The 18744-nt window shown below is 70.7% G+C and carries 12 protein-coding genes; 4 read left to right on the top strand and 8 right to left on the bottom strand.

The annotated features are described in order from the left end of the window. Positions 1-30 precede the first annotated feature (30 nt). Both H1A17_RS00705 and H1A17_RS00700 read left to right on the top strand, forming a co-directional pair. Positions 31-1398, top strand: coding sequence for an ROK family protein (locus tag H1A17_RS00705; RefSeq protein WP_194820752.1), 1368 nt, complete (start codon positions 31-33; stop codon positions 1396-1398). A gap of 99 nt (positions 1399-1497) precedes the next feature. Beyond that, positions 1498-3960 carry a glycoside hydrolase family 2 protein gene (locus H1A17_RS00700; protein ID WP_194820751.1) on the top strand — a complete coding sequence of 821 codons (2463 nt, stop codon included), beginning with the start codon at positions 1498-1500 and terminating at the stop codon, positions 3958-3960. Positions 3961-4036: 76 nt separating this feature from the next. Here H1A17_RS00700 and H1A17_RS00695 read toward each other — a convergent pair whose 3' ends face one another. Genes H1A17_RS00695 through H1A17_RS00660 form a run of 8 tightly spaced genes read right to left on the bottom strand, consistent with a single transcriptional unit; the run spans position 4037 to position 14557 of the window. Then, entirely contained in the window at positions 4037-5020 is a 984-nt protein-coding gene (locus tag H1A17_RS00695) for a carbohydrate kinase (RefSeq protein WP_194820750.1), read from the bottom strand. Beyond that, the gene (locus H1A17_RS00690) at positions 5017-6330 is read right to left on the bottom strand and encodes an AGE family epimerase/isomerase (RefSeq protein WP_194820749.1); all 1314 of its coding nucleotides are present in this window, start codon (positions 6328-6330) and stop codon (positions 5017-5019) included. Before H1A17_RS00690 ends, H1A17_RS00695 begins: the two co-directional genes overlap by 4 nt. Continuing rightward, complete coding sequence (locus tag H1A17_RS00685; protein WP_194820748.1) at positions 6327-8918, bottom strand: glycoside hydrolase family 2 protein; 2592 nt, start codon at positions 8916-8918, stop codon at positions 6327-6329. The genes H1A17_RS00690 and H1A17_RS00685 overlap by 4 nt, the downstream gene beginning before the upstream one ends. A gap of 55 nt (positions 8919-8973) precedes the next feature. Beyond that, positions 8974-9885, bottom strand: a complete 912-nt coding sequence (locus H1A17_RS00680; protein ID WP_194820747.1) for an ABC transporter ATP-binding protein — start codon at positions 9883-9885, stop codon at positions 8974-8976. Then, positions 9882-10805: an ABC transporter ATP-binding protein gene (locus H1A17_RS00675; RefSeq protein ID WP_194820746.1), complete on the bottom strand. Its 924-nt coding sequence runs from the start codon at positions 10803-10805 to the stop codon at positions 9882-9884. Before H1A17_RS00675 ends, H1A17_RS00680 begins: the two co-directional genes overlap by 4 nt. After that, entirely contained in the window at positions 10802-11857 is a 1056-nt protein-coding gene (locus H1A17_RS00670) for an ABC transporter permease (RefSeq protein WP_194820745.1), read from the bottom strand. Before H1A17_RS00670 ends, H1A17_RS00675 begins: the two co-directional genes overlap by 4 nt. Before the next feature lie 14 nt (positions 11858-11871). After that, a complete protein-coding gene (locus H1A17_RS00665; protein WP_194820744.1) occupies positions 11872-12861 on the bottom strand; it encodes an ABC transporter permease in 990 nt (329 codons plus the stop codon). A gap of 37 nt (positions 12862-12898) precedes the next feature. Continuing rightward, the gene (locus H1A17_RS00660; protein WP_228542666.1) at positions 12899-14557 is read right to left on the bottom strand and encodes an ABC transporter substrate-binding protein; all 1659 of its coding nucleotides are present in this window, start codon (positions 14555-14557) and stop codon (positions 12899-12901) included. A gap of 482 nt (positions 14558-15039) precedes the next feature. On the opposite strand from H1A17_RS00660, the gene H1A17_RS00655 reads away from it, so the two are divergent. Together H1A17_RS00655 and H1A17_RS00650 are read left to right on the top strand one after the other, a co-directional pair. Then, complete coding sequence (locus tag H1A17_RS00655) at positions 15040-16251, top strand: ROK family transcriptional regulator (protein WP_194820742.1); 1212 nt, start codon at positions 15040-15042, stop codon at positions 16249-16251. A gap of 50 nt (positions 16252-16301) precedes the next feature. Then, on the top strand, positions 16302-18458 hold the full coding sequence (locus H1A17_RS00650; protein ID WP_194820741.1) for an alpha-galactosidase: 2157 nt from the start codon (positions 16302-16304) through the stop codon (positions 18456-18458). Positions 18459-18744: the final 286 nt, after the last annotated feature.

The raw sequence follows: 18744 nt of genomic DNA, 5'->3' as shown, positions 1-18744 counted from the left end.
TGGGAGCGCTTCGGGCCATCCTTTATTAGCTTGGTTACGAAAGTCAATACATGTCAGGACCGGTGCGAATGCGGAGACAGGGCGGTGACCAACGAGGTGCTGAGTGAAGTAGCCTGGCGGGCCGGGTGGAAACTGGGAGGGACCGTGGCGAGCAGCCCGATCTGGGCCAGCCGACCGAAGACGCGCGGCCTGGTGCTGGACGTGATCAGGTCGGCACGCAGCATCAGCCGGGTGGAACTCGCGGCGGCGACGGGTCTGACGGGCGCGACGATCTCCGAGGTCGTGCGGGAACTGATCGGCGACGACCTCGTGGTCGAGGCCGGTCGGGGTGCGCCGACGGGTGGCAAGCCACGCACCATGGTGCAGCTCAATCCGCTGGCCCGCTACAGCGTCGGGGTGCAGCTAGAGCGCAACACGTGCGTGATCGTGGTCATCGACCTGGCGGGTCGACAGGTGGCCCGGACGTCGTTCCAGGGCGTGGCGACGATGCCACCGGAGCGGGCGCTGCCACTGGTGGCGGCGCAGGTCGACGCGTTGCTGGCCACGGCGGCTGTCGACCGCGACCGGGTGCTGGGGGTCGGCCTGGTCAGCTACGGACCGCAGGATCGACGCGCGGGTGTGCTGTTGACGCCGCAGCCGACCGACGAGTGGCTCGACCACCCGGTCGCGCGGCGGCTGGCGGAGGCTCTCGGGTTGCCCGTCCTGCTCGAAAACGACGCGGCCGCGGCGGCGATCGGTGAGCACTGGATGGGTACGGTCGACCCACGAAGCACCTACGGCTGCATCTACATGGCCACCGGGATCGGCGGCGGCGTGGTGGTCGCCGGCGAGGTCTATCGGGGAAGTTCGTCGAACAGCGTGGAGATCGGCCACATCTCGATCGACGTCAACGGTGACGAGTGCCCGTGCGGCAACGTCGGTTGCCTGGAGAACTACGCGGGCCCGTCGGCCCTGGTCCGGCAGGCCCTGGCGACACCCGGGCTCGGCCGCCGGCTGGCACTGGACCCGGCCGCCACCGACGTCCTCGCCGAGTTCGCGCGGATCGCGGCCGCGGCGAACACCGGCGACGCTGGCGCACGAGGGCTCGTCGAGCAGTCGGCCCGCTACCTCGGTCACGCGGCCGTCACCATGGCGTGCCTGTTCGACCTGGAGGCGATCGTCCTGGCCGGGCCGAGCTTCGCCGTGGCCGGCTCGATCTACCAGACGATGATCCAGCAGGAGGTGGACCGCCGCCTGTTCGCACGGCGCGCGCACCAGGTACGGATCGTGCCGTCGGTCAACGGGTCGGACGCGGCGGCGATCGGCGGCGCGGTCCTCGTCCTACGGAGCGAGCTGACCCTCGGCCATCCCCATCCGCAGGACAGGGCACGCACCGCCGGATCGGGCGACGCAGGGTAGATGGGGCCCGGCGCACCTGGCGCATTGACTTACTTCGTTTACCTACGTAAGGATGCTCCTCGGGCCTGACCCCCTGCCGCCGACAAGGAGGAGGACCCGATGACGCGCACCACCCTGCACGAGGGTTGGCGGCTACGCGCCAACGGAGGCCCCGCGCCGGACGCCCTCGCCGGACGGGACATCCCCGCACAGGTGCCGGGCAGCACCCACCTCGACCTGATGGCCGCCGGGCTCATCCCCGACCCCTACCTGGACAGCAACGAGGCGTCGCTGACCTGGATGCACCGCGTCGACTGGCAGTACGCGACGGCTTTCCAGGCGTCCGCGCCCGGCGTGGGTGAGCGGGTGGATCTGGTCTTCGACGGCATCGACACGATCGCCACGATCGAGCTCAACGGCGTCACGCTCGGCCGGACCGCCAACATGCACCGCGGCTACCGGTTCGACGTCCGCGAGTCCCTGCGGGAGGGACACAACGAGCTGACCGTGACGTTGGCAGCGGCGCTCCCCTACGCCGAACAGGCAGAGAGCCAGCTCGGTTGGCGGCAGCGCGCCTACCCGCACCCGTACAACGCGATCCGCAAGATGGCCTGCTCCTTCGGCTGGGACTGGGGACCGGACCTGCAGACCGCCGGCATCTGGAAGCCGGTACGGCTGGAACGCTGGGACACCGCCCGGCTGGCCCAGGTGCGGCCGCTGGTCACCGTCGACGCCGACGGCACCGGTCGCGTCGACGTACACCTGGACGTGGAGCGCGCCGCGGACCGCGACTACACCGCGGTGGTGACCGTAGCCGGCCGCGAGGAACGGACGGCTGTCTCCGGCAACGCCGCCCACGTCACCGTCCTCGTGCCGGACGCCCGGCTGTGGTGGCCGGTCGGCTACGGCGAGCAGCCGCTCTACGAGTTGACCGTCACGCTCCTGGCCGACGCCGAGCCGGTGGACACCGACCGACGTCGGATCGGCTTCCGCACCGTTGCCGTGGACACCGAGCCCGACGGGACCGGCACGCCGTTCGTGTTCGTCGTCAACGGCACCCGGGTCTTCGCCAAGGGCGCCAACTGGATCCCGGACGACCACCTCCTCACCCGGGTCACCCCCGAACGGCTCGCCCGCCGGATCGACCAGGCCGTCGGGGCGAACATGAACATGTTGCGGATCTGGGGTGGCGGCATCTACGAAACCGACGACTTCTATGCCGCCTGCGACGAACGGGGCGTGCTGGTGTGGCAGGACTTCCCCTTCGCGTGTGCCTTCTATGCCGAGGAAGAGCCCCTGCGGAGCGAGGTCGAGGCCGAGGCGCGGGAGAACATCACCCGGTTGGTCGCCCGCCCGTCGCTGGTGCTGTGGAACGGCAACAACGAGAACCTGCCCGCCTACACCGACTGGGAGGGCTGGCGGGAGGCCCTCGACGGACGCAGTTGGGGGCTCGGCTACTACACCGAACTGCTGCCCGCACTCGTCGCCGCACTGGACCCCACCCGCCCGTACGCGCCCGGCAGCCCGTACAGCCCCGGCGATCTCCCGCCCAACGACGCCCTCCACGGCACCCGCCACGAGTGGGACGTCTGGAACATGCTCGACTACACCCACTACCGCGATCACATCCCGCGGTTCTGCGCGGAGTTCGGCTTCCAGGGCCCACCCACCTGGGCGACCCTCACCCGCTGGATCCGTGACCAGCCACTGACACCCACCTCACCCGCGTTTCTGCTGCACCAGAAGGCCGGCGACGGCAACGGCAAGCTGGACCGCGGCCTCGCACCCCACCTGCCGGTCCCGGACGACTTCGAGCAGTGGCACTGGGCGACACAGCTCAACCAGGCACGGGCGGTGGCGTTCGGCGTCGAGCACTTCCGCTCCTGGTGGCCCTACACCGCCGGGGCCCTCGTCTGGCAACTCAACGACTGCTGGCCGGTCACCTCCTGGGCCGCCGTGGACAGCGACGAACGACCCAAGCCCCTCTACTACGCGCTCAAGCACGCGTTCGCGCCACGGCTGCTGACCGTGCAGCCCCGCCACGGAAGGCCCACCCTGGTCGCGGTCAACGATCACGACCGGCCGTGGACGGGTACGGTCCGCGCCGCGCGGCAGACCCTCACCGGCGACCTGCTGGCGACCGTCGAGATGCCGCTCGATGTCGCGCCCCGGTCTGTCGCCCTGCTCGACCTGACCGACGATCTGCTCACCCCGGTCGATCCGCGAAGCGAGGTGTTGACCGTCGCCGCCGGTGGCATCCGCGTCCACCACCAGTTCGCCGAGGACCGCGACCTCGCCTACGACCCGACCCCCTTCACGGCCGAGGTCACGCGCGTGACCGGCGGCTACCGGGTGGAGGTGCGGGCCACGTCGTACGTCCGCGACCTCGCTCTGCTCGCTGACAAGGTGGCCCCCGACGCGGTCGTGGACGACATGCTCGTCTCACTGCTCGCGGGCGAGACCCACACCTTCACCGTACGCACTGCGGCGTCCCTGGCCGACTCGTCCGCTCTACAGCATCCCCGCGTGCTGCGCTCCGCCAATGCGGCAGCTCGGGCCGAGGAGCGGCCCGACAAGGACTGACCGCGTCCCTCCTCCACCGCCGGAACGGCTGCGGGCCCGCCTCTGCGCCCGCAGTCGTCGTGGTGAGGCTGCCACCTCAGCCGGTGGCCGCCCGCGCCATCGCGTCGAGCTCGGCCGGCGTCGGTGGATCGGCACCCGGCCTGGAGACCGTGATCGCGGCAGCGCTCGCCGCCCGAGATCCCACCTGGCGTAACTTCTCCCTGCTGAGCGCGGCGAGCGCCCCGCGTGCGGTCGGCCCGTGCACCCCGACGCCGACGAGCGCGTCGATGAGCGCCCCCATGAAGGTGTCGCCGGCGCCGATCGTGTCGGCCACGGTCACCGGCCTGCCCGGCACGGTGACGACGTCGTCGCCGCGCACGAACACGCTGCCGTCCGCGCCCCGGGTGACGACGACCAGGACCGGCCCCGACCCAGCCCAGGTACGGGCCACCTCCACCGGGTTGACGCCGGGGTGGTACCAGGCGAGGTCCTCGTCGGAGGCCTTGACGACATCGCTGAGGCCCACCAACCGCTCGACGCGCGGCAGCACTCGCGCGACGTGCGGCGTGACCGCCGGGCGCGCATTGGGATCGAACGTCACCAGGGAGCGCCCGCGGGCCCCGTGCAGCGCGGCCTCGACCGTGTCGGCCCCCGGGTCGAGCACGGTGGCGATCGAGCCGGCGTGCAGGACCGCGATCCCGCCCGCCGCGGTGGCGCGGGCGAGAATCTCGGGCGAAAGGTCCCAGGTGAGGTCGAAGTCGTAGGTCGCGGACCCGTCGGCGGCGAGCCGGACGGCGGCAGCCGACGTCCGCCCGGTGGCCGGCGGCTGCGCCACGACGGTGACGTCCGACGCCTCGAGCCAGTCCCGCGCGGCGGCGCCGCGCGCGTCGTCGGCGAGGGTGGTGACGAGCACCGGCCCCCGGCCCAGCCGCCCGAGAGTCACCGCCACGTTCGCGGGACTGCCGCCGGGTAGCTCGCGTACGCCGAGATCGGCACCGTCGCCGCGGCTGGCCGGCAGCACGTCGATCAGCGTCTCGCCGATCACCGTCACCGCCCCCACCGACGGTCCGTGCCCGCTCATGCCGGCTGCCCTCGACCGTCGGTGCCCTCCGGCGACGAGACGAGCAGCCCCGCCCGAAGCGCCCGGGCGAGCGTGGGCGCGAGCGGCAGGCGCGGCAGCAACGTGGCCTGCAACGCGTGGTAGACGTCGGGTTTACCGGGCCACACGGTCGTGGCGGGAATATTGTGCGGGTCGAGCTCGTGCCACCACGAGCCGCCTGTGCGGTCGAGCAGATGACGCTCGGCGTAGTCCCACCAGGCGGCGTAGCTGTCGGCGAACCGCCGCTCGCCGGTGCGCCGGTGCAGTGCCGCGGCGGCGGCGATCGCCTCGGCCACCACCCAGTGCATCCGCTGGCGCACCAACGGCGTGCCGTCCCAGTCGGTGGTGTAGACGAACCCCTCCGCACCGTCCGCAGCCCAGCCGTCGTCGACGGCCCGGTCGAACAGCCGCACCGCTGCTGCGGCGAGGGCTTCGTCGGTGCCGATCGTGGCCTCGACGTTCAACAGCAGCCGCGACCACTCCAGGCCGTGTCCGGGTGTGGCGCCGTACGGCTTGAAGGGGTCGTCCGGCTGGTTGCGGTTGAAGCCGAGAACCGGGGCCCAGTCCGGCCCGAAGTGTTCCGGCAGGCGTCCGTCGTGTGCGGCGGCGAGCTCGACGACGAATCGTGCCGCCCGCGCGGCCCGGTCCCGCCAGGCAGACGCTTCCCCGCCGACGCCGGGCGCGTCCGAAGCATCGAGCACCTCGACGGCGTCGGCCACGGCGAGCAACGCTTCGACGGAGTGCATCGTGGCGTTGAGACCGCGGTAGTCGTCGGCCCTGGTGAAGCCGGCGTCCCAGGTGTCCACCGGGCGACCGACGGCGTCGTCCCAGAACCACGTGAGATAGACATCGGCGGCCTCGGCGAGCAGCGTGGCACCGCCGGGCCGGCCGGCGAGCGCCGCGGACGACGCAGCCAGCAGCACGAAGGCATGGTTGTAGCAGGATTTGCCGGCGGCGCGGTCAGGAGTGCCGTCCGGCGTGAGCGCGTGGAACCACCCACCGTGCTCGGCGTCGCGCAGCCGGCCGGTCAGCGCCTTGAGTGCGGCGTCGGCGACGGCGGCGCTACCGGGCACGCCGAGCAGCACGCCGAGCGAGTACGCGTGCGTGGTGCGGGCGGTGATCCAGGTGAGCACGCCGTGGGTGGGATCCGGCACGCCAGTGGTGTCCAGGTAGGCCGCGCCGCCGTCGGGCAGCGCGGACCGCGCGCCGAAGGCGATCAGCCGACGGCACTCGGCATCGAGCCACGCGTGGTGGGCGGGCAACTGCCTGGGGACAGCCGGGACGGCGGTCATGGAAAGATCCTCTCTGCCGGGTCCAGGAGGGTGTTGGCACAGCGCACGGCCGCGGCGAAGGCCTGTGGATCACCTGCCGGCGACGTCACACGGATGGTGACGGACCGACCGGCCCGAAGGTTCACCATGCCGTCGTTCACCGAGGCCAGGGGATTCACCACGTCGGCAGGGCAGAACACGTCGCGGGCGTATGAGGTGGCGGCCACGTGCAGCAGGCAGCCGTCATCCGTGGGTACGGCCTCGACCCGCAGCGGCCGGGGGTCGAGGCGCTGGTCGACCACCTCGACGCCGTGCCGGAAAGCCGGTGCGAACCCTGCGGTGCCATCGTCCGACTCGGCCACGATCACCTCGGCGGTGGGATCCCCGAACGCGGCGACGTCGTCCGGAACCGTGACCGACACCGCGCCGCGCGCGGGCACCGACGCCTCGATCGTGGCCTTGGCCAGGAGCGTGCCGTCGAATGTCTCCCGCGTCACCGTGAAGGTGCCGCGGAACGCCCCGGCGGTGTCGTTGACGAGCACCAGCGCGAGAGTGTCCGGGTCCGGTTCGAGACCTTCCCACGCGGCGGCCCACGCCTCGGCCGACGCGCGCGGCTGAAGGGTGGCCAGCCGTGGGGCGTATGCGGCCCGCAGGGCGTACCAGAGGGGCTTTCGGCGCTCGGCGAAGTCGACGGCGGCCCAGGACACCACCGGCCAGTTGTCGTTGAGCTGCCACAGGATCGTCCCGGTGTTGTGGGGCGTCAGGGAGCGGAAGTGCTCGACGCCGAACCGGATGGCGTGCGCCTGGTTGAGCTGGGTGGTCCAGTGCCAGTCCTCGATGGTGACGGGGTCGGGCAGGTGGCCCTGCCATCCGCGCTCGAGCTTCGCGTTGCCGAGGTTGGCCTTCTGGTGCACCAGCATCTGCGGGCCGAACGGGTCGAGCGGCTCGTCGTGCACCACGGCGGTGAGAGTGGACCAGGCAGGCGGCGCCTGGAAGCCGAACTCCGCGACGAAGCGCGGCTTGTACCGGGCGTAGCTTGTGTAGTCCGCCCGGTTCCACACGTCCCAGACGTGCATGGTGCCGTACCGCTCGTCGTTGGGGTGCCGGTAGTCGCCGAACGAGTACGGGCTCGCCGGTGAGTACGGGCGCGTCGGGTCGAGCTCGGCGAGCACGCGCGGCAGCAGGTGGCGGTAGTAGAGGTCGCCCCAGCCCCGACCGTCCAGGCGGCCGGGCCACCCCCAGTCCACCGAGCCCCAGGTGTTCTCGTTGTTGCCGTTCCACAGCACGAGGGACGGGTGCGGGCTGAGCCGCGTCACGTTCTCGCGGGCCTCGGCGTCGATCTCCGTCCGCATCGGTGCGTCCTCGCTGTACGCGGCGCAGGCGAACGGGAAGTCCTGCCACATCAGCAGGCCGTACTCGTCGGCGAGGTCGTACAGGTCGTCGGACTCGTAGATGCCGCCGCCCCACACGCGCAGCAGGTTGATGTTGGCCTGCAGCGCGTCGGCCACCCGGCGGGCGTACCGCTCACGGTCGATCATGGTGAGGAACGCGTGATCCGGGATCCAGTTGGCGCCCCGCACGAGTACCCGCTCGCCATTGACCCGGAGCAGGAACGGGGCCCCGGCCTCGTCGGGCGTCGTGTCGAGTTCCACGGTGCGGAAGCCGACCCGCCCGTACCAGGACGCGACGTCACCCGCGGCCCTCGCCTCGACCTGCACGCCGTACAACGGCTGGTCGCCGTGTCCGACGGGCCACCAGCGCCGCACGTCGCGCACCGTGACGAGGACGACGGCGGACGTCTCGTCAGCGGGCACGGTGCAGTCGGTGTGCAGCGTCCCGCCATCGGGGGCGGTAACGGTGACGGTGAGCGAGACGTCCTGGTCGGCGCGTCTGCCGTCGCGCTCCACGTCCACGTGCACCCTCAGCAGACCGTCGTCGCGGCGGCCGGCACCGTCGGTGCCCCCGGCCGCCACCACGTCGACCAGCGGCCGCACCGAGGCGATGCGTACCCCGGACCACGAGTCGAGCCCGATCGGCTTCCAGATGCCGGCACCGGCGACGTCGATGCCCCAGTCCCAGCCGAACGAGCACGCCATCTTGCGCAGCTGGTTGTAGTCGTGGTGGTTCACGCGCGGCAGGGCGCCGTCGCGCTGGGCCCGCGCCGTCGCCTCGGGCACCGGAGCGGCGAACGTCACCGTGAGGGTGTTCTCCCCCTGGCGCAGTGCCCCACGCACGTCCCAGCGATAGGAGCGGTGCATGTTCTGCGTCCGCCCTGTCACCTCACCGTTGAGCTCCACGGTGGCCACGGTGTCCAGCCCATGAGCCACGAGGTCGTGGCGCGCCGAGGCGTCGTCAAACCACGTGAACGTCGTCGAGAAACGCCACGTCGTGTCGCCGATCCACTGTTGGGTGGCCTCGTTGGCACCGTCGAACAGGTCATCGATCAGACCAGCGCGCCGCAGATCCAGGTGTGCCTCGCCGGGCACGACGGCGGCTACGCCGTCGACGAGGGTCGCGGCGGCGGTCGCGGGGACGTCGTCGGGGAGGTCGGGGGCGGTGAGGGTCCAACCGTGGTGCAGGGCGCGGAAGGTGGAAGGGAGGTGAGCCATGCGGTGTCCTCGGGTCCGAAAGCGAATACGACGTGCTGGGGCGTGCCCGCCAGCGTCAGCCTGCGGGCATGCCGGTCGCCGTGACCGAGGGCACCCCGGCCTCCACCCACCGGCGGGTGCGGTGGTCGTAGCAGACGCCGTTGTCGATCGCGTCGCGGTCGACCGTGACCGCGGCCGTGACCCGGTCGAGGCGCTCGGGATCTGGTGCCGAACTCGCCAACAACTTGGTGTAGTCGTGGTGCGGGTCCAGGATCACCGCGTCAGACGGCCCGCGCTCCACGATCCGACCGCGGTAGAGCACGAGAATCTCGTCCGAGAAATGCCGTGCGGTGGCCAGGTCGTGGGTGATGTACAGGACAGCCAGCCGGTCCTCCCGCTGCAGGCGACCCATGAGGTTGAGCACCCCGAGGCGGATCGACACGTCGAGCATGGACACCGGTTCGTCCGCGATGAGCACCTGCGCCCCCGGTGCCAGCGCGCGGGCGATCGCGACGCGCTGCCGCTGGCCGCCGGAGAGTTCGTGCGGGCGGCGCGGCGCGATGGTCTCGGCAGGTGTGAGGTTGACCCGTTCGAGCATCTCCAGCACGCGCGCGTGTGTCTCGGCGGCGGTGCGGGTGCGCCGGTGGATGCGCAGCGGACGGGCGATGTGGTGCTCGATCGAGTGGAACGGGTTGAGGGAGGCGAACGGGTCCTGGAAGACCATCTGCACCTGCCGCCGGTACAGCGACCCGTGCACCGGGGTGCCGTCGTCGAGGCGCACGTCGACGATGCCGGACGTAGGTTTCTCCATCCGCGTGAGGATCTTGGCGATGGTGGATTTCCCCGACCCCGACTCCCCCACGAGGGCGACGGTGCGCCCGGGGATCAGGTCGAAGCTGACGTGGTCGACGGCGCGTAGCCGCGTGCGACGTAGGCCCGTACGGAGTCCGTAGTCCTTGACGAGGTCGGTCACGTGGACGAGGGTCATGCCCGCTCCTCGATGGTGCCGTCGGCCACGGTCGTCTCGTCGACGCCGGACCGGATGAACGCCCCGCGCGCTCCGGACAGGCTGGGGAACGAGCCGAGGAGCCGGCGGGTGTACGGATGCCGCGCATGCCGGTACAGCAGGCCGGCCGCACCGAGCTCGACGATCTCGCCTGCCAGCATGACGGCGATGCGGTCGCTGATCTCCAGCAGGAGCGGCAGGTCGTGCGTGATGAAGACGACGGCGAAGTCCAGTTCGTCGCGGAGCCGCATGATCTCGCCCAGGATCTCGCGTTGGACGACCACATCCAGAGCCGTCGTGGGCTCATCCATGATCATGACCTTCGGTTGGAGCAGCATCGCCATCGCGATCATGACTCGTTGGCGCATCCCTCCCGACAGCTCGTGCGGGTAGGAGCCCAGCCGCCGGGGGTCCACCCCGACGCGTCGCAGCACCTCTTCGGATCGCTCGCGCACCTGCGCCCGCGACAGGCCGGGCCGATGGGCCAACAGGGTGTCACGCAGCTGCGCCCGCACGGTGGTGACGGGGTTGAGGGCGTTCATCGCCCCCTGGAACACCATGGAGAGCTTCTCCCAGCGGAACGCGCGCAGCTCGGCGTCCGTCAGCGCGAGCACGTCGATGTCTTCGCCACCGCCGTCGTGGAACGTCACACGGCCGGACGCGATCCGGGCGGGCGGGCGGTGCAGACGGTTGATCGCGTACGCCAGGGTGGTCTTGCCGCACCCGGACTCACCGGCCAGGCCGAGGATCTCCCCCCGGTGCAGAGTCAGGCTCGCGTCCCGGACGGCCGTGACCGGCGCGTCCGCCTCGTACACGACGGTGAGGTGCTCGACCGTCAGAACGGCGTCGGCCCTCGGCACGCCGCCAGCGGGAGTGTTGTCGTTCAGGAGCACCGTGTTCATCGCGGGGGCACCTCCGAGACGGTCGAGCGGGCGGCCGGGGTGCCTGCGGCGGCCGGGCCGCGTCGGGCCAGCCGCCGCTGCCTACGCGCGGCCTGCCGCGCGCGCCTGCGGTGCAGGCGGAGGTTCCTGAGCTTGGGGTTGATGGTCTCGTCGATCGAGAAGTTCACCAGGGACAGGCCCATGCCGAAGAGCGCGATGATCAGGCCCGGGGGCACGAACCACCACCAGGCGCCGAGCGACAGCGCGAACCCGTTCTGCGCGTAGAAGAGCATCGTGCCGAGCGTTGCGGAGTTCGAGGCGCCGAGGCCGATGAAGGCCAGACCGGCCTCGCCGAGGATCGCGGCGATGATCGCGAACACGAACTGGGACGCGATGACGGGCAGGAGGTTCGGCAGGATCTCCACGACGATGACCCGCCAGGGTCTCTCGCCAGCGACCCTCGACGCGGCGACGTAGTCGCGGTTTCGCACCGAGAGCGTCTGCGCGCGCAGCACCCGCGCCGACGCGGCCCAACTGGTCAGGGCGAGCACCACGACGATGGTCCACACGCCACGGCTCTCGCGGGGCACGAAGCCCGAGATCACGATGACCAGGGGCAGACCGGGGATCACGAGAAAGACGTTCGACAACAGGGAGAACGCCTCGTCGACGATCCCGCCCCGGTAGGCGCCGTAGATGCCGAAGAACGCCGACAGGACGGTGGCGAGGATGCCGACGAGCACGCCGATCTGCAGCGAGCCGCGGGTGGCGTAGGCGAGCTGTGCGAGCACATCCTGTCCGGTCTGGGTGGTGCCGAGCAGGAACTGCGCCGACGGCGGCGTGAGCCCTTGGTCCCGGATCTGTTTGGGGTCGCCCACGACATAGACGGCAAGGATTCCGAAGAGCGTGATTCCGACGACCAGTGCGAGACCGATGGCCAGCCAGGGCGTCATGGAGGGCAGGAGCATGCGCCAGCCTGCCCGGACGGGACGGCCCGTCGAGCCGGGCGGCTGGATCAGCGTGTCGGCGGCGTCGGCCATGGTCGGCGCGCTGGCGGGGGTGAGGTTCGTCATCGTGGTGTCCCCCGTCAGTGCCGGGCGCGGGTGCGCGGGTCGATCAGGCCGTAGAGCAGGTCGACGATCAGGTTGGCGCCGAGCACGGCCAGCGTGATGAAGAGAAAGACCCCCTGCATGAGCGCATAGTCGTTGTTCGTCACGGCGCCGAGCAGACGCCCGCCGATCCCGGGATAGGAGAAGACCTGCTCCGTGATGACCGAGCCGGAGACCACGAACCCGAGGGAGATGGCGAACCCCGCCACGGAGGGAAGGGCGGCGTTGCGCGCCGCGTAGGAACGTCGGATCTTCCTCGGCGACAGGCCCTTGGCCTCCGCCGTCAGGACATAGTCCTCCGACAGGGTGGAGACCATCATGTTCCGCATGCCGAGCAGCCATCCGCCGATCGACGCCAGGACGATGGTCAGGGCGGGCAGGATCGCGTACCGCACCGCCGAGAGGATGAACTCCGCATTCCAGCCGGGGGTGAGTGCGACGTCGTAGCCGCCCTGCAGCGGCAACCAGCCGAGTACCCGGGCCAGCAGGTAGGTGAGGATCAGGGCGAGCCAGAAGTACGGGATGGCCGCCAGCAGCGTCGTGGCCGGGACCAACGAGTCGAGCCAGGTGCCGGGGCGCCACCCCACGATCGCGCCGAGGAGCACCCCGAGCAGCGCGGCGAGGACGGTGGCGACCCCGACGAGCACCAGGGTCCAGGGCAGCGACCCCAGGATCACGTCGGAGACCTTGGCCGGGTAGTAGCTCACCGAGACCCCGAGGTCCCCGCGCGCGAGGTTCTTGAGGTAGTCCAGGTACTGGCTCCACAGGGGGCCGGTGTCGTCGCCCCCGAGGAGGAGCGCGTACGCCTTGCGCGTCTCCGGGCTGACCGTGCCGCCCCGCTGCTGCAGCTTGGCCAGCAGGATGTCGACGGGATTGCCGGGCAGGAGTCGCGGGATGGCGAAGTTGAGGGTCAGGGCGGCCCACAGGGCCACCGCGTAGAAACCCAGCTTGCGAAGGAAATAACTCACGGCAGCGCTCTTTCCTCGGGGGCGACGTCCGGGGCGGTCAGCTCTGGGACTTGAGCCGCTTGAAAATCTCCGCAGCGTCGAGGGACGACCACACCGCGGGGAAGGCGTACAGGTCCTGGTCCGAGGGCCAGCCGCTGAACTTCGCGGTGTTCCACACACTCGTCGTCCCACCGGTCAGGACGGGGACGTACGGCATGTCCCGCACGATCGCCTGCTGGATGGTGTCGAAGTAGGGCTGCCGGGCCGCCTGGTCGTCGAGCGGGAGCGCGGCCAGGTCGTCGAGCGCCTTGTCGACCTCGGGGTTGGCGTAGCGGGAGAAGTTGTTTCCGGCGGACTTACCCACCTTGGCCCCGGTGCCGGAATCGTAGAAGTAGGTGTAGAGGTAGAACGGATCCGGCGCGGGGCCCTGCCCCAACGAGTCGATGACGAGCTGGAAGTTGCCGGAACCCTTCTTCTCCGTCCACTCGTTCCACGAGGACTGGGCGGCTTGCAGTTCGATCCCGGCGGCCTTGGCCTGCGAGGCCATCGTGTCGATCGCGGTGATGTAGTCCGTCCAACCAGTGACCACCTCGACTGTCAGGGACAGCCGTTGGCCGCCCTTGGCGTAGATGCCGTCGGAGCCCTTGACCCAGCCGGCCTGCTCCAGAACCTGCGCGCTCTTCTGCGGTTCGGCGGCCATCGGTGCCACCTTCTCCGCCAGGCTGGCGGCGGCGAAGCGGTCCTGGCTGGGGGTGAGCGTGAAGGCAGGGGAGATGGCACTGGCGGTGTCCTGGAACGCCAGCTTGTTGAGCTGCGTCCGGTTGAGGGCGGAGTAGAGGGCGTGCCGGACGGCAGGGTCGGTCTGCGGGCCCTTACAGCCCATCTGCACGCTGGAGCAGGTGGCGAGCACCATCTGGTTCTGCCACTGGGTGTACGCGTCGTACTTCGGGAAGTTCTTCTTGGTGTTCTTGATGTCGGGGATCGGTCCGGTGAACCAGTCGACCGTGCCGGCCGCGATGCCGTCGGCGCCGGCCTGGTTGCCGGACAGCGCGACGAAACGGATCTTCTTGACCTTCGGTTCGCCGCCCCAGTACTTGGGGTTCGCCGCATAGGTGAAGGCCTGCGGCTTGAACTCGCCGATCAGGTAGGCACCGGTGCCGACCGGCTTCTCGACGACGTCCTCGGTGGGGCTGATGGTCTTCCACAGGTGTTCCGGAACGATCGGTACGGCACCGAGCAGGTCGGGGCCCTTGACGAAGGCGGGTGCCTTGAACGTGAAGGTGACGTGGGTGTCGTCCACCGCGGTGGCGGTGCCGTCGAAACCGATGTTGTTGATGGCCGCGTTGTTCTTCAACAGGCTGAAGGTGAACGCGACGTCCTTCGCGGTGAAGGGCTGACCGTCGCTCCACGTCACCCCGTCGCGCAGGGTCACCGACAGGACGGTGCCGTCGGTGTTCCAGGACTGCTGCGTGCCGAGCAGCGGTACGAGGTCGGACACCTTGGCCTTGTTGACGAAGAACAGTGTCTCGTAGATGGTGCCGAGACCCCCGATCCGGGACGGCGAGAACGGGTTGAAGTTGATCTGGTAGTCGCCCGATTGACCGGTGTAGGCCACGAGCGTGGCCTCCGAGCCGGCGGACGTGGTCCCGCCGGAGCAGCCGGTCAGCACGAGGCCGAGCGCGGCTGCGCCGGCGAGCGCCGCGGTGCGACGCGACATGCCGGTGAGAAGAGACATCTTGGTCCTTTCACGCGCGGGGGCGATGCTCGCCCGCCATGGCCCAGGACGGGCCTGACATGTATTCTTAAGCGACTAAATTTACTCAGTCAATGCATGGGGCGGATTGATCTCGATAAGTTCTCGCTCCGGAACCGGCGGGCAGCTGGTCACAGCCGCCCAGCCCCGCCCCGACCACCATCAGGGACGGGCCACCCCGCCGAGGATTCGCAACACCCTAAACGGGCCATGAACAGCGGATACACCTGGATCATCGCCGGCGTCCGTCCGAGCTGGACGCCGTCACCTGGCATGCCGCCGTCGTCCAGCCCGACCCCACCGCGCCGATCTCGACCCATCGGCCTCGCCGGGCCAACGAGGTCACCCTCGTCGACCCTTGCGCTATTTAGTTGATCGGATGAACATATGAGCGGGAGTGATCAACCCGGCTCCAGCTCCCGATCGGATCCAGGAGGGCTCCCGGCATGCTCCGCAACGACGATGGCCGCGTCACCACGGCCGGGCGAATGCTCGATCTCCTGCGCACCCGCGGCACGCTCAGCCGGGTGGAGCTCGCCGAACTCTCCGGCCTCACGCAGGCCAGGATCACCCATGTGGTCCGCCGCCTGCTCGACGGGGGCCTCGTGCGCGAGGTGGGTCGTGAGCAGCAGGGCCGGGGCCAGCCCCGACGTCTGCTGGAGCTGGAGGCCGATGCCTGGTACGCCGTCGGCGTCCAGTTCGACCGCACCACGACGACGATAGTTGTGATCGACTTCGCCGGCCGGCGGGTTGCGACCGCCGGTTTCCGCGGCACCGGGACCAGCGGGCCGGATGCGGCCGTCTCCACCCTGGCCGACCAGGTCGACGACCTGGTACACCGCGCGGGCGTGCCGCGCGGGCGGGTCCTCGGCGTCAGCCTGGTCACCCACGGGCCTCAGGACCGCGAGCGCGGCATGCTGCTGATGGCCCACCCCACGCCCGACTGGCTCCAGTACCCCCTGACGTCGACACTGTCGAACCGGCTCGGGCTACCCGTCCTGCTGGAGAACGACGCGACGGCGGCGGCCACCGGCGAGCAGTGGTCCGGCACGGTGCCGACCGACACGTTCGGGCTCATCTACCTGGGTTCCGGCCTGGGCGGCGGCATCGTGGCGGACGGCAACGCCTACCGCGGTCGCGCCTCGAACGCCGTCGAGATAGGGCACGTGGGGCTCATGGGCGCCAGCGCCCCCTGCGTCTGCGGCAACCGCGGCTGCGCCGAGGCCGAGGCGGGCCCGCGCACGGTCGTCGCGCAGGTGCTCGCCCGCCCCGACCTCGCCGAACGCCTCGGCATCAGGGCCCACGAGGAGGACACCCTCGCCGACTTCGGACGCGTCGTGCGCGGCTGGCAGGCGGGCGACCCGGACGCCACGACGATCCTCCAGCAGTCCGCCCGTTGGATCGGCCGCACGGCGGTGACCATGGTGAATCTCTTCGATCTCGACACCGTCGTGCTGGCCGGACCCGCCCTCATCAGCGCCGGCCCGCTCTACCAGCAGTTCATCGAGGCGGAGCTGACCCGCCACGCGCTCAGCCGGGAGCTCAGCCGGCCCCGCGTCCTGCTGTCCGCCAACGTGGACACCGCTGCCGCCATCGGCGGCGCCCTCCACGTCCTGCGCAGCGTCACCGTGGAGCACATGGCCAGGACGCCCGCCTGACGTCCCCACCCACCCCGCCCGGTCCCCGCCCGACGAGATCCAGGAGAGAGATGTCGTCTCCACACACCCCCGTACCGCACACCGCCTGGACAACACTGCGCCGCGACGGCGTGGCCATCATCCTCGCCCATACCGCCAGCGGCCTGCCCGCCGTCCTGCACTGGGGCGCCGACCTCGGCCCGCTGGAGGCCGGCGACCTCGACGCCCTGGACCTGGCCACCAGCCGGCAGACGACGCCCGGCACGCTGGACGCCGCCTGGCGGCTACCGGTCGTGCCCGAGGAAGCGAACGGCTGGTCAGGCCGACCGGGTCTGCTCGCCACCCGCGACGGCCGTCCCCTCTATCCGCGCTGGTCGTCGCAGGTAGAGCACGAGGACTCCGGGTCCGTGCGTGTCACCGCGACCGACACCGACGCCGGCCTGACCCTGCGCATCCAGGTGGAACTCGGTGCCGGCGGGCTGGCGCTCCTGCAGCACGAGCTGATCAACGACGGTGCCGGGGAGGTCGAGGTGGAATGGCTGGAGGCGACGCTCCCGGTGCCGAAGACCGCCGACCACCTCACCGCCTTCTCCGGGCGTTGGACCCGGGAGAAGGCGCCGCTCACCACGGCCATGCCCCGGGGGACGACCACCCGTGAGTCGCGCCGCGGCCGTGGGGGGCACGACGCACCCTGGGTGACGATCGCGTCGATCGGGGCGCCGCGCAACCGCCGGGGTGAGGCGTGGGCGGTCCACCTCGGTTGGAGTGCCGACGTCCGTCACCGGACCGACCGGGTCACGGAGCACGTCACACTGCTCGGCGTCGGCGAGCTGTTGCGTCGCGGGGAGGTGCGCCTGACGCCCGGCGAGTCGTACCGCACCCCCACGGCGTACTTCGCGTGGTCCGCCGCAGGTCTCGACGGCGTCACGGACCGCTTTCACACCTGGGCACGGGCGCGGCCCCAGCATCCCCGTACCCCCCGGCCGCTCGTGCTCAACACGTGGGAGGCGGTCTACTTCCGGCACGACCCCGCGCGCCTGGAGCAGCTCGCACGCCGGGCCGCCGCCGTGGGCGTGGAGCGCTTCGTGCTCGACGACGGCTGGTTTCTCGGCCGCCGCGACGACACCGCAGGGCTGGGCGACTGGCAGGTCGACCCGACCGTGTGGCCACAGGGCCTCGAACCCCTGGCGGACCTCGTCCACTCACTCGGCATGCAGTTCGGGCTGTGGTTCGAGCCCGAAATGGTCAACCTCGACTCGGAGTTGGCCCGCGCGCACCCGGACTGGCTGCTCGCCAACCCGGCGTCGGTCCCGTCGCCCGCGGGGCTGTCCTTCCGCACCCAGTACGTGCTCGACCTGGCCCATCCCGAGGCCTGGCAGCATGTGCAAGCCCACATGTCCGCGCTGATCGGCCGGCTCGGCATCGACTTCATCAAGTGGGACCACAATCGGGACCTGGTCGAGCCGGTGCACGACGGGGTACCCGGCACGCACGCGCAGACGCTCGCCACGTACCGGCTGATCGAGCGCCTCAGAACCGACCACCCGGGCCTCGAAATCGAGTCGTGCTCCTCGGGCGGGGCCCGCGCCGACCTCGGCATCCTCGAACGTACCGACCGGGTGTGGGCGTCGGACTCCAACGACCCCGTCGAGCGGCAGGACATCCAACGCTGGACGGAACTCCTGCTGCCACCGGAGCTTGTCGGCGCTCATGTGGGCCCCTCGCCCGCACACTCGTCGGGTCGCGCCACCACGCTGTCCTACCGCATGGCCACCGCCCTGCAGGGCTCGGCAGGGTTCGAGTGGGACATCGTGGGGTGTACCGACGAGGAGGTCGACGCGATCACCGCGTTCGCCGACCTCTACAAGGAACTCCGCGGGTTGTTGCACACCGGCACCGTGGTGCACCCGGACGTGCGCGATCCGGCGCTGCGGGTGCGCGGCGTGGTCGCCCCCGGCCGGGACGAGGCACTATTCACCGTGTGCACGGTCAGCTCGTTCGAGGAGGCGTTGGTCGAACGGCTGCGGCTGGACGGTCTGGACCCGGAGCGCCGCTACTCGGTGCGCCTCCGCGACGAGATCGGCGCGCCGCAGTGGGGATGGGCAACCCCGGCGTGGGTGGGCAAGACACCGGTCGTCGTCCCGGGCCGGGTGCTCACCGAGGTCGGCCTGCAGCTGCCCGCCCTCTGGCCGGTACAGGCGCTCGTGCTGCACCTCACCGCAGCCTGACGACCGCAGCGGTAGTGCGTTCTGTGGTGGGCTCTGCCGCATCGCCGTGCCGGTCAACTCACGGCGGTGGTCGCCGGCATGGGAGATCCTGCATGCCGGAGAGTACGTGAGGCGTGCTGGAGCACGGGCGGCGTGACCCGCCGCCGCGTGGCACGGCCGACTACCGAACTCCTTCTCGCTCGCCGCAGCTGAGCGTCACCGCCTCGACGACGCTTCACACATCGACCCGCTTGACTTAATCATGTTAATGAATAAAGCTCCTAGATGCGCTCCCATCGACGCTCCC

The organism is Micromonospora sp. S-DT3-3-22, assembly GCF_015354745.1.
Taxonomy (GTDB): domain Bacteria; phylum Actinomycetota; class Actinomycetes; order Mycobacteriales; family Micromonosporaceae; genus Micromonospora; species Micromonospora wenchangensis.
The sequence above is the reverse complement of the archived record's forward strand: the minus strand, read 5'-3'. Positions and strand labels throughout refer to the sequence as shown.

Excerpts from the sequence above, each read along its gene's own strand:
- H1A17_RS00700 (WP_194820751.1), top strand. The coding sequence starts at position 1,498 with ATGACGCGCACCACCCTGCACGAGGGTTGGCGGCTACGCGCCAACGGA.
- H1A17_RS00695 (WP_194820750.1), bottom strand. The coding sequence starts at position 5,020 with ATGAGCGGGCACGGACCGTCGGTGGGGGCGGTGACGGTGATCGGCGAG.
- H1A17_RS00690 (WP_194820749.1), bottom strand. The coding sequence starts at position 6,330 with ATGACCGCCGTCCCGGCTGTCCCCAGGCAGTTGCCCGCCCACCACGCG.
- H1A17_RS00685 (WP_194820748.1), bottom strand. The coding sequence starts at position 8,918 with ATGGCTCACCTCCCTTCCACCTTCCGCGCCCTGCACCACGGTTGGACC.
- H1A17_RS00680 (WP_194820747.1), bottom strand. The coding sequence starts at position 9,885 with ATGACCCTCGTCCACGTGACCGACCTCGTCAAGGACTACGGACTCCGT.
- H1A17_RS00675 (WP_194820746.1), bottom strand. The coding sequence starts at position 10,805 with ATGAACACGGTGCTCCTGAACGACAACACTCCCGCTGGCGGCGTGCCG.
- H1A17_RS00670 (WP_194820745.1), bottom strand. The coding sequence starts at position 11,857 with ATGACGAACCTCACCCCCGCCAGCGCGCCGACCATGGCCGACGCCGCC.
- H1A17_RS00660 (WP_228542666.1), bottom strand. The coding sequence starts at position 14,557 with ATGTCGCGTCGCACCGCGGCGCTCGCCGGCGCAGCCGCGCTCGGCCTC.
- H1A17_RS00655 (WP_194820742.1), top strand. The coding sequence starts at position 15,040 with ATGCTCCGCAACGACGATGGCCGCGTCACCACGGCCGGGCGAATGCTC.
- H1A17_RS00650 (WP_194820741.1), top strand. The coding sequence starts at position 16,302 with ATGTCGTCTCCACACACCCCCGTACCGCACACCGCCTGGACAACACTG.